The 14,690-nt window shown below is 67.1% G+C and carries 14 protein-coding genes; 8 read left to right on the forward strand and 6 right to left on the reverse strand.

What is annotated here, in order from left to right; all coding sequences use genetic code 11:
* Positions 1 to 93: 93 nt before the first annotated feature.
* Positions 94 to 693, forward strand: coding sequence for a TetR/AcrR family transcriptional regulator (locus ACH49X_RS10720; protein ID WP_039802917.1), 600 nt, complete (start codon positions 94 to 96; stop codon positions 691 to 693).
* 110 nt (positions 694 to 803) lie between these two features.
* Positions 804 to 2,045 (forward strand): DUF5685 family protein, encoded by a 1,242-nt coding sequence (locus ACH49X_RS10725; RefSeq protein ID WP_195080919.1) that lies wholly within the window; start codon positions 804 to 806, stop codon positions 2,043 to 2,045.
* A gap of 96 nt (positions 2,046 to 2,141) precedes the next feature.
* Here ACH49X_RS10725 and ACH49X_RS10730 read toward each other — a convergent pair whose 3' ends face one another.
* Both ACH49X_RS10730 and ACH49X_RS10735 read right to left on the reverse strand, forming a co-directional pair.
* Positions 2,142 to 3,029, reverse strand: coding sequence for a MaoC family dehydratase (locus ACH49X_RS10730; protein WP_195080918.1), 888 nt, complete (start codon positions 3,027 to 3,029; stop codon positions 2,142 to 2,144).
* Positions 3,029 to 4,387, reverse strand: coding sequence for a 3-oxoacyl-ACP reductase (locus ACH49X_RS10735; RefSeq protein WP_357109616.1), 1,359 nt, complete (start codon positions 4,385 to 4,387; stop codon positions 3,029 to 3,031). The genes ACH49X_RS10730 and ACH49X_RS10735 overlap by 1 nt, the downstream gene beginning before the upstream one ends.
* A gap of 209 nt (positions 4,388 to 4,596) precedes the next feature.
* Here ACH49X_RS10735 and ACH49X_RS10740 point away from each other — a divergent pair, with 209 nt between their 5' ends.
* Entirely contained in the window at positions 4,597 to 5,919 is a 1,323-nt protein-coding gene (locus tag ACH49X_RS10740; protein ID WP_195080916.1) for an acetyl-CoA C-acetyltransferase, read from the forward strand.
* A gap of 49 nt (positions 5,920 to 5,968) precedes the next feature.
* Here ACH49X_RS10740 and gnd read toward each other — a convergent pair whose 3' ends face one another.
* The gene (gene gnd, locus ACH49X_RS10745; protein WP_357109612.1) at positions 5,969 to 6,997 is read right to left on the reverse strand and encodes a phosphogluconate dehydrogenase (NAD(+)-dependent, decarboxylating); all 1,029 of its coding nucleotides are present in this window, start codon (positions 6,995 to 6,997) and stop codon (positions 5,969 to 5,971) included.
* Between the two features lie 555 nt (positions 6,998 to 7,552).
* On the opposite strand from gnd, the gene ACH49X_RS10750 reads away from it, so the two are divergent.
* Positions 7,553 to 9,208, forward strand: a complete 1,656-nt coding sequence (locus tag ACH49X_RS10750; protein WP_357208510.1) for a VanW family protein — start codon at positions 7,553 to 7,555, stop codon at positions 9,206 to 9,208.
* Positions 9,209 to 9,276: 68 nt separating this feature from the next.
* Here ACH49X_RS10750 and ACH49X_RS10755 read toward each other — a convergent pair whose 3' ends face one another.
* Positions 9,277 to 9,483, reverse strand: coding sequence for a DUF397 domain-containing protein (locus ACH49X_RS10755; protein WP_195080913.1), 207 nt, complete (start codon positions 9,481 to 9,483; stop codon positions 9,277 to 9,279).
* Positions 9,480 to 10,373 carry a helix-turn-helix transcriptional regulator gene (locus tag ACH49X_RS10760; protein ID WP_195080912.1) on the reverse strand — a complete coding sequence of 298 codons (894 nt, stop codon included), beginning with the start codon at positions 10,371 to 10,373 and terminating at the stop codon, positions 9,480 to 9,482. The genes ACH49X_RS10755 and ACH49X_RS10760 overlap by 4 nt, the downstream gene beginning before the upstream one ends.
* A gap of 418 nt (positions 10,374 to 10,791) precedes the next feature.
* On the opposite strand from ACH49X_RS10760, the gene ACH49X_RS10765 reads away from it, so the two are divergent.
* The 4 genes from ACH49X_RS10765 to ACH49X_RS10780 all read left to right on the forward strand — a co-directional run bounded on the left by ACH49X_RS10765 (position 10,792) and on the right by ACH49X_RS10780 (position 13,483).
* On the forward strand, positions 10,792 to 11,142 hold the full coding sequence (locus ACH49X_RS10765) for a hypothetical protein (protein ID WP_323124612.1): 351 nt from the start codon (positions 10,792 to 10,794) through the stop codon (positions 11,140 to 11,142).
* 258 nt (positions 11,143 to 11,400) lie between these two features.
* Positions 11,401 to 11,610, forward strand: coding sequence for a hypothetical protein (locus tag ACH49X_RS10770; protein WP_357109601.1), 210 nt, complete (start codon positions 11,401 to 11,403; stop codon positions 11,608 to 11,610).
* 141 nt (positions 11,611 to 11,751) lie between these two features.
* Entirely contained in the window at positions 11,752 to 12,282 is a 531-nt protein-coding gene (locus ACH49X_RS10775) for a hypothetical protein (protein ID WP_195080910.1), read from the forward strand.
* Between the two features lie 73 nt (positions 12,283 to 12,355).
* Positions 12,356 to 13,483, forward strand: a complete 1,128-nt coding sequence (locus ACH49X_RS10780) for a hypothetical protein (protein ID WP_357208512.1) — start codon at positions 12,356 to 12,358, stop codon at positions 13,481 to 13,483.
* Positions 13,484 to 13,530: 47 nt separating this feature from the next.
* Here ACH49X_RS10780 and ACH49X_RS10785 read toward each other — a convergent pair whose 3' ends face one another.
* The gene (locus ACH49X_RS10785) at positions 13,531 to 14,616 is read right to left on the reverse strand and encodes a DUF4185 domain-containing protein (RefSeq protein ID WP_195080908.1); all 1,086 of its coding nucleotides are present in this window, start codon (positions 14,614 to 14,616) and stop codon (positions 13,531 to 13,533) included.
* Between the last annotated feature and the right edge of the window lie 74 nt (positions 14,617 to 14,690).

The raw sequence follows: 14,690 nt of genomic DNA on the forward strand, positions 1-14,690 counted from the left end.
CCGTACGGTCGGGCCGGGCGACTGGTGAGCAAATCGGACCGCCGGAACTTACCTTGGAGTAATATATGAGATTCACCTGTGGTAGGAGTGTGGATGGCGGGCGGTACGAAGCGGCTTCCGCGGGCGGTGCGCGAGCAGCAGATGCTCGACGCCGCCGTGGAGGTCTTCTCGCGTAAAGGCTTCCACGACACGTCGATGGACGCGATCGCCGCCGAGGCGAAGATCTCGAAGCCGATGCTGTATCTGTACTACGGCTCCAAGGACGAACTCTTCCGCGCCTGCATCCAGCGGGAGGGCATGCGATTCATCGAATCCGTCGCGCCAGCGGGCAACCCGCTGCTCACGCCGCACGAGCAGGTGCGCACCGCGCTGGAGGGCTTCCTCGGCTTCGTCGACCGCAACCGGCGCTCCTGGCAGGTGCTCTACCGGCAGGCCATCGGCCAGCAGGCGTTCGCCTCGGAGATCGAGAACGCGCGCGAACGCGTCATCGAACTGACCGCCAAACTGCTGGAGTCCAGCGCCAAGCACGCCGAGCCCGGGACGAACTTCGACGTGGTCGCGGTCGCCGTGATCGGCGCGGGCGAGGCCATCGCCGACCGGCTGGCCAGCGGCAGGATCGAGGTCGCCGAGGCCGTCGACCTGCTCGACGATCTGGCCTGGCGCGGTCTGGCGGGCCGGAAGAAGACCGAGTAGCCCGCCCATTGCCCGGACCGGTTGCTTCCGCGCCGCCCTCCTGCCAAAGTGCGTGAGTTCGCACAGCGCGGACCGGCTCGCCGGAAGAGCCGGAAAGAAACGGGGCGGAAGTGTTCGGGTTGCTCAGGCCGTGTGCGCACGGCGCTCAGAAGTACGGAATCGATGCGGCCGAGTGGCGGGCGCATCTGTGCGGTTTGTGTCTCGGCTTGCGCGACGGGCACGGTCAGCTCGCCCGCGCCACGACCAACAAGGACGCGCTGGTGCTGAGCATGCTCACCGAGGCGCAGTCCGGATCGGCGGCACGCGTCACCGCGGCGCCGTGCCCGCTGCGGGGGATGCGCCGGGCGTCGGTGGTCACCGCCGGCGCGCCCGGCGTTCAGCTCGCCACCACCGCCTCGCTTTTGCTGGCGGCGGCCAAGATTCGCGATCACGTCGACGACGGTGAGGTGACCGCGCTCGCGCGGGGGCCGCTGGCGAAAGCCGCGGCGCGCTGGCACCGGGAGGCCCGCGCGGGCGCCGCGCGGATCGGGCTGGACGTCGAACCGCTCGTCGCGGCGCTCGACGCGCAGGTCCGCTTGGAGCAGCAGGCGAAAGAGCTGGTCGCCGTGGGCGGGCCCGGGTTCGTGCCGGAATCGCTTGCCGAGTCCGCGCATTGGCGTTCGGCGATGTCGTCGGCCGACCCGATCGACCGGCTGACCGCACCCACCCAGCTGTGCGCGTCGGCGTTCTTCGCGCACACAGCCGTGCTGGCCGACCGCCCGGACAATGTCGACGCGCTGCGGGAAGCGGGGTGGCACTTCGGCCGGATCGCGCATCTGGCCGACGCCGTGACCGACTACGACGACGACGCCGCCAACGACCGCTTCAACCCGCTCGCGGCCACCGGCACCGGCGTGCCGGAAGCATACGACCTGATGCGGCAATCGAACTCACGTCTGCGCGCGGCGGTCGCGGCGGCCGAACTCGGCCGGGTGCCCACCGTCCGCTGGATGCTGCTCGACCCACTGAGCGCGGTGCTGCGGCGGATCGGCGGCGGGCTCGGCGCGTTCGCCGCCCACACCTGCTCGGTGCCGCCCCGCATCGAGGGATCGTCGCGAGCCGATGTCGGTGCCCACTCGCGCGGAACGCGCCACCGTCCGCCGACCCGTCGCCCTGGTATCGGTGAATCGCTCGCGCTCATTCTGGGCGCCTACTGCACCGGTTACGCGTGCTGCGCCGACCACACGCAACCGTGCACGGGCGAGCACAAGGACGCGTGGATCAAGAATTGCGACTGCGGTGATTGCGGCGACTGCGGCGGATGCTGCGATTGCGGTGATTGCAATTGCTGCGACTGCGGTTGCGACTGCTGAGCGATCACCCCGAGCGTCGCGCGGCGGCTCGACCTACTCCGGAAAGCACGAAGCCGCATCCCGATTCGTGAAATCGGGATGCGGCTCGCGGAGAACTCAGCGCAGGGTCGCCGTCAGATGCGGGTAGCCCTTCTTCGGGTGACGCAGCGCCAGATCCCAACCGCCTTCGACCTGATCGGCATACAGATTGACGGTGGAGGGCAGCAGAATCGGCTTGCCGAACTTGACCGAGTACGTGGTCTGCTCCGGGATGCGGCCCTCGACCGCGCCGAGAATGGTCGCCGCCGACCACATGCCGTGTGCGATCGACCGCGGGAAGCCGAACGCCTTGGCGCCCAATGCCGAAGTGTGGATCGGGTTGTGGTCACCGGAAGCGGCCGCGTACCGGGTGATCGTCTTCTGATCCACCCGCAGGGTGCGCAGCGGCGGCGGCGGAACCTCCTCCGGCTTCGGCTCCTGCTTCGGCTCGCCCGACAGCGAGGTGCGCTGCTGGTGCAGGAACGTGGTGACCTGGTGCCACACCTGCTCCCGGCCCACCTTCACGTCGCTGATCGCGTCCACGAGCAGGCCCTTCGGGTGCTCGCGCAGGTTCTCGATGTGCGTGCGGATGTCCAGCGGCTCGCTCACCGAGATCTCGCGGGTGCGCTCGATGACGTTCTGCGCGTGCACCGCGCCCACCGCGACGAACGGGAAGTCCCGCGCCACCACCAGCTGCATGGCCAGCGGGAAGGTGAGGATGAACGGATAGGTCAGCGGCAACGCGTCACCGAACCGCAGACCGGTCGCGCGGCAGTAGGCGGCCAGATGATCGGGGTCGACCCGCAGCCCCTCGAGCTGCACGGCCCGGTCCGGCAGCGTCGGCTTGCGCGACGACAGCAGCGGCACCGCCCCGAGCGCGGCCTTGACGAACAGGCGGCTGTTCTTCGGCGGTTCGGTGAGGGCGATCACCTGGGTCTTCTCCTTGCCTGCCGGAGCCTGGGTCATCATGCTCCGATCAGGCTCTGCCCGCAGACCCGCACGACATTGCCGGTGACCGCGTTCGACGCCGGGCTCGCGAAGTAGGCGATGGTCTCGGCGACGTCGACGGTCTGGCCGCCCTGCAGCAGCGAGCTCATCAGCCGGCCCGCTTCGCGGGTGGCCAGCGGGATGGCCGCGGTCATCGCGGTCTCGATGAAACCGGGCGCGACGGCGTTGATGGTGATGTTCTTCTCCGCCAGCTTCGGCGCCTCGGCGTTCACCATGCCGATGACGCCTGCCTTGGACGCGCCGTAGTTGGTCTGCCCGCGGTTGCCCGCGATGCCCGCGATCGAGGACACGTCGATCACGCGACCGCCCTCCTTCAGCGCGCCCCTGGCCACCAGGCCCTCGGTGATCCGGTGCGGCGCGGCGAGGTTGACGTCGATGACCGCGTTCCAGCGGCCCTCGTCCATGTTCGCCAGCAGCTTGTCGCGGGTGATGCCCGCGTTGTGCACGACGATATCGATGCCGCCGAAACGCTCGGTGGCGAACTCGGCCAGCTTCTCCGCCGCGTCGGGCGCGGTCACGTCGAGCGCGAGCGCGGTGCCGCCCACCTTGTTCGCGGTCTGCGACAGCGCTTCGCCCGCCGCGGGGATGTCGGCCACGATCACCTGGGCCCCGTCGCGGGCGAACACCTCGGCGATGGTCGCGCCGATGCCGCGCGCCGCGCCGGTCACCACCGCGACCTTGCCCTCCAGCGGGCGGTCCCAGTCGGCCGGTGCGCTCGCGTCTTCCTTGCCGACCCGGATGACCTGGCCGTCGACGAACGCCGACTTGGCCGAGAGCAGGAAGCGCAGGGTCGACTCCAGGCCGGTCGCCGCGGCGGACGCCTCGGGGTGCAGGTAGACCAGCTGGGCGGTCGAGCCGCGCAGCAGTTCCTTGCCCACCGAACGGGTGAAGCCCTCCAGCGCGCGCTGCGCGATCTGCTCGTCCACGCTCGCGGTCAGCTCGGGGGTGGTGCCGATGACCACGACGCGCCCGGACGGGGTGAGGCTGCGCATGGCGGGCTGGAAGAACTCGAACAGCTGCGAGAGGTCCTCGATGGTGCCGATGCCGGTGGCGTCGAACACCAGGGCGCCGTACTTGGTGCCGGAGGTCAGCGCGTCGGCGAAGGTGTAGTCCGACAGCAGGGCGCGCACCGGCTCGGCGACCCGGCCCTTGCCGCCGAGCAGCACCGGCCCGGACAGCGGCGGCTCGCCCTTGACGTAGCGGCGCAGCTTCTCCGGCTTCGGCAGGCCGAGCTTGCCGGCCAGGAACGCGCCAGGCGCGGAGTGTACGAACGATCCATAGAGGTTGGGAGCACCCTTGCTCTTGCTGGCTGCCACTATTCCTACCTTTTCTGAGTTCTGTCTCTCGGGTCTGGGTATCGCCCCTGCGTGGTCTGCTGGCGCACTTTTGCGGGGGTACGTGTCGACATTAAACTTACTCCAGAGTAAGTTTAATGTAAACAACCGCGACGGGGCGCCGAGCAGCGCGGAATGTCCGCGCTCCACCGGGCCGCCGGGACACCCATCCACGAACCTTGGAGACTCGAGTGACTAGCAAAGCCCGTTCGGCCAAGAGTGCCGCCAAGACCGGCAGGACCACCCGCCCGGTCGCGATCGTCGGTGGCAACCGGATTCCGTTCGCTCGCTCCGACAAGGCGTACGCGCACGCCTCCAACCAGGACATGTTCACCGCCGCGCTGGACGGGCTGGTCAGCCGTTTCGGCCTGCAGGGCGAGCGCCTGGGCATGGTCGCAGGCGGCGCCGTGCTCAAGCGGGTCGGCGAGCACGGCCTGATCCGCGAGAGTGTGCTCGGCAGCAAGCTCAGCCCCTACACCCCGGCCCACGACCTGCAGCTGGCCTGCGGCACCGGCCTCCAGGCGATCGTCACCGTCGGCGACGCGATCGCCGCGGGCCGGATCGAAGCGGGCGTCGGCGGCGGCACCGACACCACCTCGGACGCCCCGATCGGCGTGAGCGAGGGCATGCGCGAGTGGATGCTCGACGCCAACCGCGCCAAGACCGGCAAGGACCGCCTCAAGCTGGTCGGCCAGTTGCGCCCGAGCATGCTCGGCATCGAGATCCCGCGCAACGCCGAGCCGCGCACCGGCTTGTCCATGGGCGAGCACGCCGCCATCACCGCCAAGGAGTTCGGCATCCCGCGCGAGGCGCAGGACGAGCTGGCATATCTGTCGCACAAGAACATGGCGGCCGCCTACGACCGCGGCTTCTTCGACGACCTGATCACGCCGTTCCTCGGTCTGACCCGCGATGACAACCTGCGGCCGAACTCCTCGATCGAGAAGCTGGCGACGCTGAAGCCGGTCTTCGGGGTCAAGGCGGGCGACGCGACCATGACCGCGGGCAACTCCACCCCGCTGACCGACGGCGCCTCCGCGGTGCTGCTGTCCAGCGAGGAGTGGGCCGCCGAGCGCAAGCTGCCGGTGCTGGCGCACCTGGTGGACAGCGAGGTCGCGGCGGTCGACTACATCCACGGCCCCGACGGCCTGCTGATGGCCCCCACCTACGCGGTGCCGCGCCTGCTCGCGCGCAACGGCCTGACCTTGCAGGACTTCGACTATTACGAGATCCACGAGGCGTTCGCCTCGGTGGTGCTGGCCACCCTGGCCGCGTGGGAGTCCGACGCCTACTGCAAGGAGCGCCTCGGCCTCGACGGCGCGCTCGGTTCGATCGATCGCAGCAAGCTGAACGTCAACGGCTCGTCGCTGGCCGCCGGTCACCCGTTCGCCGCCACCGGCGGCCGCATCGTCGCCTCCACCGCGAAGCTGCTGGCCGAGAAGGGTTCCGGTCGCGCGCTGATCTCCATCTGTGCCGCGGGCGGTCAGGGCGTCGTCGCCATCCTCGAGCGCTGACGTAGTCGAAGGGTGGTCCGATCGGTTTTCCGGTCGGACCACCTTCGCGTCATTTGCCGGGCAGCTCGATGTGCCCGCCGAAGGCTTTGCGCATCGCCGAGAGCACTTTGTCGGCGTACGCCGATTCGCCCCGCGAGGAGAATCGCTCGAACAAGGCGGAAGCCAGCACGGGCACGGGCACGCCGGTGTCGATGGCGGCATCGATCGTCCAGCGGCCCTCGCCGGAGTCGGACACCCGCCCGCTGTAGGAATCCAGGTTCGGGTCCGCGTGCAGCGCGGCCGCCGTGAGATCCAGCAGCCAGGACGCGACCACCGATCCCCGCCGCCACACCTCGGTGATCTCGGGAATGTCCAGGTCGTACTGGTAGTACTCGGGGTGCTCCAGCGGCGTCTCCTCCGCCGAGAACTCGCCCGTGTGCTCGGCCCCGTAGTTGGCCCGTCGCAGAATGTTCAGCCCTTCGGCGTAGGCGGCCATCGCCCCGTACTCGATGCCGTTGTGCACCATCTTCACGAAGTGCCCCGCGCCGACGGGCCCGCAGTGCAGATAACCCAGCTCGGCTGTGGACGGCTCGCCGGTGCGTCCCGGTGTGCGCTCCGCCGACCCGAGGCCGGGCGCGATGGATTTCAGCAGCGGATCCAGGTGCTTCACCGGTTCGGACTCGCCGCCGATCATCAGGCAGAAGCCGCGGGTCCGGCCGAACACCCCGCCCGAGGTGCCGATGTCCACGTAGTGGATGCCCTTGGGCCGCAAGCGCTCGGCGCGCGCGAGGTCCTCGTGGTAGCGGCTGTTGCCGCCGTCGATGACGATGTCTCCCGGTTCGAGCAGCTCGGCGACCTGCTCGATCACCGCCCCCGTCGCCCCGGCGGGGATCATCACCCACACCACGCGGGGGGTCTCCAGCATGCCGACGAACTCGGTGAGATCGGTACTGCCCCGGAAGCCGTCCCCGAGCTCGGCGCGCAGTTCATCGATGTGCGCGGAACGACGTTCGTATCCCACGGCGGTGTGTCCGTCCTCGACGACGCGGCGCACGATGTTCGCGCCCATCCGGCCGAGGCCGATCATTCCCAGCTGCATGCCATCCATCTCCCTCGTGTCTGCCGAGTCTCGCGGCGGGGGTCGTCTCGATTCTCCCGCGTGGGATCGATCACGGTTCGGCTCGCGGGTGTAACGCGGCCCGCGACAGTCCGATAAACAGGTCGGCTCCGCGTAGTTGCCTGACCCCCGACCCGGCAACTGCGCGGGGCTCTTTTGTGGTGTACCCGGTTCTTCGCGTGGGATGTGCGTTATGCCCGAGCTGTGCCGACCCCTGTCGGTGCGCACCACTATCGTTGGCAGGGACGCGCAGTGGTGCGGGTCCACAATTCAATCGAACGGGGAGGACGGTTCGTGACGAGCCAGCCGAGCACTGGAGGACGCGGCCGACAGGCTGGTGGCGAAGTCGGATTGCGCCAGCTTCTCGGGGCGGACCGCCCCCAGGTAGCGGACCGGTCGGTCGCCTGGAACGGCGACGAACAGCTCACCCAGCCCCTGCAAACTACCCCGCGCCGGCCCGTGCCGCCCGCACCCCGTGGTCGTCCCGCGCGTCGGCCGATCTCGGCCCCGCCACCGAAGCGCTTGGACAGTGCCGTCGTGCGCCGGGTGGGCATCGCGGTCGGCGCCGTGCTCGCGGTCGCCGGTCTCGGCTACGTGGTCGACTTGGTGATGTCCTCCGGCGAGGTGGCGCGTGGCACCGTCGTCGCGGGCGTCGACGTCGGCGGCAAGGACAAATCCGCCGCCGATGCCCGACTGCGCGCCGAGCTGGACCCACGGGCGGCCCGGGAGCTACCGCTGCGCATCGGCGACGTGCAGACCCGCATCGTGCCGAGCGCCGCCGGACTGTCCGTGGACTGGGACGCCACCTGGTCGCGGATCGGCTCCCAGCCGCTCAATCCGTTCACCCGGCTCGCGTCCTTCTTCACCACCCGTGAGGTGCCGGTCGTCAGCGCGATCGATGAGCCCGCACTGGATCGCCAGCTCACCGAGCTGCGGGTGCACGACCGGCCATCGGTCGATGGCACCGTCACCTTCCGCAACGCCGAACCCGTTGCGGTGCCGCCGGTTCCGGGCCGGGTGCTCGACGTGGCCGCCGCGCGCACGGAACTGGCCGAGCGGTGGGTCACCGGCACGACGGTGGATCTTCCCGTGGTCCCCGCGCCCTTGCAGGTGCGCCCGGAGGCCGTGGACAAGGCTCTGCGCGAGATCGCCCAGCCCGCGGTGCGCGCGCCGATCTCCTTCACGGGCAAGGGTGCCGCGGGCAGGCTCGATCCGGAGCAGATCGCGTCGGTCCTGGCGTTCGGGCCGGACGGGCAAGGCGGTCTCGCGGCGTCGGTGAATCAGGACGCCGCGATCGCTCTGCTCGGGCCGCAACTGGCCCCCACGGAAGTCGAGCCGAAGGACGCGACGTTCGCGGTGTCGGGCGGCAAGGCGTCGGTCGTCCCCGCCGTGGTCGGTGACAAGATCAACTGGCCCAAGACCTTCGAACAGTTCACCGCGCTGCTGACCGCGCCGGGCGAGCGGACCGCGCAGGTGGTCTACGAACGGGTCGAGCCCAAGCTGACCACCGAGGCCGCGCAGGGGCTCGGCGTGGTCGAACCCGTCGGCTCGTTCACCACCGGCGGTTTCAGCGGACCCTCCGGCGTCAACATCCGCACCGTGGCCAGAAAGGTCAACGGTGCGATCGTGAAGCCGGGAGAAACGTTCTCGCTCAACGATTTCACCGGCCCGCGCGGCATCGCGGAGGGATATGTCGAATCCGGCATCATCGACCACGGGCGTCCGAGCACCGCGGTCGGCGGCGGCATCAGCCAGTTCGCCACCACGCTCTACAACGCGGCGTACTTCGCGGGGCTCGAGGACGCGGGCCATACCGAGCACAGCTACTACATCTCCCGCTACCCCGCCGCCCGGGAGGCCACCGTCTTCGACGGCGTGATCGACCTGAAATTCCGCAACAACACCCAGACCGGCATCTACATCGAAACCGCCGCGACCGACGCCGAGATCACCGTCCGCCTGTGGGGGACGAAGACGGTCGACGTCGAATCCATCACGGGCGAGAAGACCAAACCGACCGAACCGACCACCGTCACCTTGCCCAAGGGCAAGGACTGCATCGCCACCGAGGGCGCTCCCGGCTTCACGATCTCCGACACCCGCGTCATCACCGACCGCAAAACCGGCCGCGAAGTATCCCGCAAGACCCGCACGGTGAAGTACGATCCGATTCCGATCGTCAAGTGCGAGTGAGGGATAGGCCCGAGCGCGCGGTTCCCGAATCCGCCCCGCCCACTCAGAGCGGGGCTCTGCGTTTCCGCCTACGGACGCTCGAATTCGCGATCGACAACGCCAGCGGTGAATGCATCCCACTCGGCCGGCGTGAAGATCAGCGCCGGGCCGGTCGGATTCTTCGAGTCACGCACGCCCACCATGCCCCTGTCGAGAAACGCAACCTCAACACATTCCTTGCCGGAAGAGCTTCGGCTGGACTTGAACCACTTGGCCCCCGACAGGTCGACGTTCACGCGCCATACTCCTTTGCTACCGCCAGGATGAGATCCTTGGACTTGTCGTGGTCCAACGCTACCCGGTCTATCTCCCGCAACGCGCTGCGATAGCGAGCCACTTCGGCTTCGCGCTCCAGGTACAGGTCCCCGGCGTACTCCTCCACGTACACAATGGGCGGCTCGGTCAACTTGGTCTGCGGCAGCTCGGGAAATTCGAGAAGGATGAACGACCCGACCAGTGACCCGAGATGCTTGGGCGCGGTGAAGGGCACTACCCGAACCGAAACATTCGGCAGTTCCGACGCTGCCGAGAGGTGGAGCAACTGATCCGTCATCACCCCCGGACCGCCTACCTGGTCGCGCACCGCTGCTTCGGACAGCAGGACATCGACTGTGAATTCCGGGTCTGCGAGTCGGGTCTGCCTGCGGGCCGCCAGTTCGATCCGGCCTTCGATGGCTTCGGGCGACAGCTCTGGTATTTCCGACCAAGCCAGCGCACGGCGGTACTCGGCGGTCTGGAGCAGACCGGGGATGATGGTGACTTTCCACGCGGTCAACCGATGCGCTGCTTCTTCGAGGGCTAGATAGTGGTCGAACCCGGTCGGAAGCTCGGCGTCCGCGTACGCCCGCCAATAGCCCCCGCCCCGCTCCCGCGCTGCTCGGACTTCCGAGACCAACCCAAGCAGGATGCGCCGTTCGGTATCGCTGGCGCCGTAGGCATCACACAAGGCGTTCACTTGAAAGCTGGTCACCCTTGTGGACTGGCCCTCCTCGATACGGCCAATCGACTGCGGCGATGTCTCGGCCAGCCTCGCCGCTTCGGCTTGGGAAATGCGCTTGGCAATCCGCAATCGGCGCAGTTCACGGCCCAGAGCCCGGCGGGCGAGGGTACTACCGGTAACGCTCATGTCGTTAGCCTCACTATCGAGTGACCCGGATTTTGGAAGCCGCCAACGGGCAGCTTCCGTGTGGCGGCGTACGCACTGAAAGTACGGCATCTATCAATCGGATTCGTGCGATTGAGGATTCCAGTTCCACGGTCTTGGGTGTCTCCTGGATGTGCGCCCGGTTGGAAGCGCGGAACCACATGTCCCTCAATGTGGTTCGCTTCCGTCCTCGGGTACCGATCAGGGGGTTGTCGGGGGCCGGGCGCACCTTGATGCCCCTCCGATACGAGCAGAGGTCTTGATGGGCCACATAGCGTTTGGGGACACGCCGCTGTCTCGATGCCACTACTACCGGAACGTGTGTGACCTACCCGCGACGGTCGACCCGCCTCATGTGGGCCGGATCGTGGCCCGCTGCGGGTCGGTGTGGGCGATCACCATGCCCGCTGTGCTGGGGCAGGCGGTGAAGGTGTGGATGCAGAACCAGGGGTACAAGCTCGGTCCGATCTTGTCGCATCCACGGTCGAAGAGGTGGACGTTCATCATCCGGCCTGACCTGCCGGATGAGATTCCGTTGTTCGCTGAGATGTTTCGGTTGGATGTGTCCATTGCGCGTGAGGGCGGAACGATCGGGCTGCCCAGTCCCGCTGATGTTGGGACGAAGTTCCGTGCGTGGATTGTGCGCCCCGACAGCCACGTTCGCCCTTCTGGTCACGTGATCGTGGAAGCGATCCGCGCGGTCCGAGCCGAGAAGGTCGCGCGGCGTCGGCGGGTGATGACGTATGCCTGATGGTGCACCCCCTGGTCGCCCTGTGTTGACTCTGCTACAGGGCGGCAGGTCCGGCAGATATGACGCCCGAGTGGGTTTAGCTGAGTTCTATAGACGGTGGGGGCACCACAATCCGGCGTGGCCTGTGTCGAGCCGGAAAGCGGCCGATCAAGCGCTCATGATGCATGAGGATTGCGACCCGTTGGAGTGCTCGACGCGGGTAGCGGCCGTGATCGTTTCGGGTGACGATTACCGGTATTTCCGGGATCGGGGCATGTGATGGCTTCCCCGTTGCCGGACGAACCTGACGTGCACTTGATAGTGCGGCTGCGCGGCTACCAGTTGCACTACGCGGCATGCCTCACCGCGGCTTTGATCTTCGTCCAAGACGAAGATATCCGCCGTTGCACCGACGCCGTACGCGTCGCCAAGGGCGCAACTGATCGGCTGCCCCGGTTGCCGTGTGAGCGGCTGTATGTCGAGCGATGATGGTTCGTTTGCGCCTACCACCCCGTGCTGCCGCCCGGTGCTTGCTCGGTGAGGCGAACGGGCGCGACACAATCCATGAACGTGGGACACTGTCCCGTTCGGGGTGATACGCAGGGCTACCGACTACCGGAAGGGAACGTGATGGGGCAAGGCGACGACCAGTTGAGTATGGATCTGGGAGTTCCTGTCGAGCAGACCGCTTGGGGTAAATGGGTCGACCCTGACCGCCGAAAGGCACAAGCTCGTAAGTTCATGGACTATGCGGGCATACGTGAGATTCCTTCGGAGCCGTGGCCGGAGAACTCGGCGGAGGTGAAACGGCTTGACCCCATTGTCGCCGAACTGTTCCCGACCAGGGCTGCCGCTGCGGCGTCACCCGATGGCGCCGACATGGTTGACGCGTTCGTTTGTTTCATCGGCGACTGCTTCGAGAGATTCGCGGGGGCTAGATTCATCGAGGAAGAATGGTTCGGCCGCGAATATTCGTTCTATGACGACGTGAATCCCGCATTGAAGATGGACACGGGCGACGAAGAAGATGTCGAGACCGTATGGGGGTTAATCGGACGCATGATCGAATATAGCCCCGAGGAGTATGGGGGAATGTTTTCCAAAATGGCTGACGCCATTCGCGAGTACGCCTCTATCCACGAGGGTCGTCGCAGCCACTGAGCTGCCTCAACTGCTTCCTGAAAAGCTACGGCCAGGAAATTCTCGAATCACTTCACGCTTCCGGGGGGATCGGTTGGACGAATACGAAAGAGACCGGGAGCGTTACAAGCCCCACGAGCGTGGAAGGATATTCGAGAACGGTGTCGAAGCATATTTCAAGGACCGTGAGCGTGGATATCTCCCCAGCTCCCGCATATATAAGACGCCGGAAGGTCGGATCCAGTTCGACCACGTCAGAGAGGATCAAGGCAAAACTTTCTCCATCGAGGATAAATCCGGGAGAATCGGAGGACCCAAGGACGAAAAGCAGCTCAAGGCATTGCGGGTCCTTCTCGAGACAGGCGTCGTGCAGGAGCATACGCTACGGTCAGTAGAAGGTGAGACTGTATCGAAAGACTGTCAGATACTCATCAATGGTTTGAAGAAAGACTTCCGCGACAGATTCACGCACCTAGAAATCTCGCGAGCTGAAGCCCGGACAATTTGGGCATTGGGTATGGATCTGGAGCGGAGCAAGCAGCGCCAACTGCCGGAGCGAGGTCAGCAACTCGAGCTACCAGGCGTAGCAGAGAAGGCGCGACAGGAGAAAGCGCAGGAGCTACAAAGGCAGCGGGACAAGATTGCGGAGCGGGCGCGGGCGCGTGAGCGAGCCGAGAAGTTCCGGAATATGCTGCGATTCCGCGACGGCGCTACACGCGGCAGGGCGGAAGCCCCCCAACGAGTCGAGCGCGAGCGGCAGGCGCGAGAAGAGGCCGAGCGAGCCAGGCAAGCGGGCAGAACTCCGGAGAGCGAGCGTGCGCGAATTGAGCGCGAAGTCGCTGAACGGGTGGCGCTGGAATTCCCCGCGCCAAGTCAGCTCCACGAACGGGGAGCAGCCGACACCGGGGAACAGGTGGCCCGAGAGGCGGCCGACGCTGCCAGCCTGGAGCGGGCAGCAGCCGACGCCCGCGCGGCGAAGGAGAAAGCGCGCGAAGACGCCCGAATTGCCCGCGAGGCGGCCGACCACAAGGAACGCGCGGAAGAATTGGCGCGATTGCAAGCCCGGGGAGTGCCCCCGGAAGTGGTGAAGCTTCTCGGGCTCGGGCAAGCGCAGCCACCGTCAGCGGCTGTACGGCAGCTGCCTGGTCATGCGCCAGGCGTTGTGCGTGGCGGTACCGGGCAAGGGCAAGAACGCAGCCGGGGAATCACCCGTGATCGGTGACATTGCTTGCGTTACAGGAACCAAATCCGGAAGGGCGGATGCCCTTTTCACAGCGGTGTTCGCATCAGCAGCACGTTGTACTGGGTGTGCTGGGTGACCAGGAAATAGAGGTCGCGGCCGGTTTGGTACGGGTAGATCATGGGTGCGTACGCGGTGGGGAGGGCGCGGGCGTCGATCAGGACGCGCGGTTCGCTCCATGGTCCTTCGGGAGCCGGTGCGGTGCGCAGGACGACGCTGTTGGCCGGGTCCGTGGTCAGCATGACGTACTGGCCCAGGTATTGGTTCCACATCACCGAGAGCTCGGCGACGCCACCGACGATCGGAGCCGCGGTCTTGGCGTCGGCGGGCTTCCACTCTCTGCCGTCCCAGTATTCGTAGGCGTCGATATTCGCGATATCGGATTCCTTGGCGCGGGAGACGAATCCGGGATTGTTGCGGCCTGCCGGGGTGCCGTAGCGGTAGACGTAGCCGTTCGCTTTCAGGAATGCGTTCTGCTGAAAGTTCTCGTGCCCGTCGACATTCGCCCGGCGAGTGTGGGTCAGCTGCGTCCAAGTGGTGCCGCCGTCACCGGAGGCGGCCAGCGTGGAGAAGTTCGTGTTCCACTTCCCGTGATCGCCCCATTCGCGCACCGACATCAAGCTCATGTACTGCACGCCGCCCACCGAGATACCCGCGGTGGGAATCAGGCTGATCTCGATGCCGGGAATCTTGGGGCTGGGCAACGGATTCGGCACCACGTCGTCGAAGAAGATGCCCTCGGCCGGATCGTGCCTGGAGCTGCGGAACAGCACATTGCTGGTCCAGGCCCAGATGCTGCCCGCGAGCAGGTTCGGGATGCCGATGCCGGCGCTGTCGCCGAACGCGGTGATCATGCGGCCGTTGCCGTCGTCCCACATGATGCCGAGATCCGTGCCGAGCACGTTGACGTTCTGGGTGCGATTCGGGCTGTCCATGCCCGTCACCTGGAACACCGCGTGGGCCGGGCCGGGCAGGTCGGGCAGGCCGTGGATGCCGTTGAGCGCCGGGATCGGAATGACGTTGTTCGGGTCGGCCCCTGCGGGCGTGGCGGCGGCCAGCGCGAGGACCGCGGCCAGCGCGCCGGCCCCGGCGAGTGCGGACAGCGATCGAGTCATCCGGCAATTCCCTTCCTCTGGGACGCAGTCTGCTCGGTCATTGTGCCCGCTCGCCGCCGCGATGTCGCCTACAT

Origin of the sequence: Nocardia sp. NPDC019323 (assembly GCF_044389845.1) — a bacterium.
Classification (GTDB): Bacteria; Actinomycetota; Actinomycetes; order Mycobacteriales; family Mycobacteriaceae; genus Nocardia; species Nocardia implantans.

Coding starts and splice junctions, on each gene's coding strand:
- ACH49X_RS10765 (WP_323124612.1), top strand. CDS start 10,792: ATGCCCGCTGTGCTGGGGCAGGCGGTGAAGGTGTGGATGCAGAACCAG.
- gnd (WP_357109612.1), bottom strand. CDS start 6,997: ATGCAGCTGGGAATGATCGGCCTCGGCCGGATGGGCGCGAACATCGTG.
- ACH49X_RS10730 (WP_195080918.1), bottom strand. CDS start 3,029: ATGACCCAGGCTCCGGCAGGCAAGGAGAAGACCCAGGTGATCGCCCTC.
- ACH49X_RS10720 (WP_039802917.1), top strand. CDS start 94: ATGGCGGGCGGTACGAAGCGGCTTCCGCGGGCGGTGCGCGAGCAGCAG.
- ACH49X_RS10770 (WP_357109601.1), top strand. CDS start 11,401: ATGGCTTCCCCGTTGCCGGACGAACCTGACGTGCACTTGATAGTGCGG.
- ACH49X_RS10760 (WP_195080912.1), bottom strand. CDS start 10,373: ATGAGCGTTACCGGTAGTACCCTCGCCCGCCGGGCTCTGGGCCGTGAA.
- ACH49X_RS10775 (WP_195080910.1), top strand. CDS start 11,752: ATGGGGCAAGGCGACGACCAGTTGAGTATGGATCTGGGAGTTCCTGTC.
- ACH49X_RS10785 (WP_195080908.1), bottom strand. CDS start 14,616: ATGACTCGATCGCTGTCCGCACTCGCCGGGGCCGGCGCGCTGGCCGCG.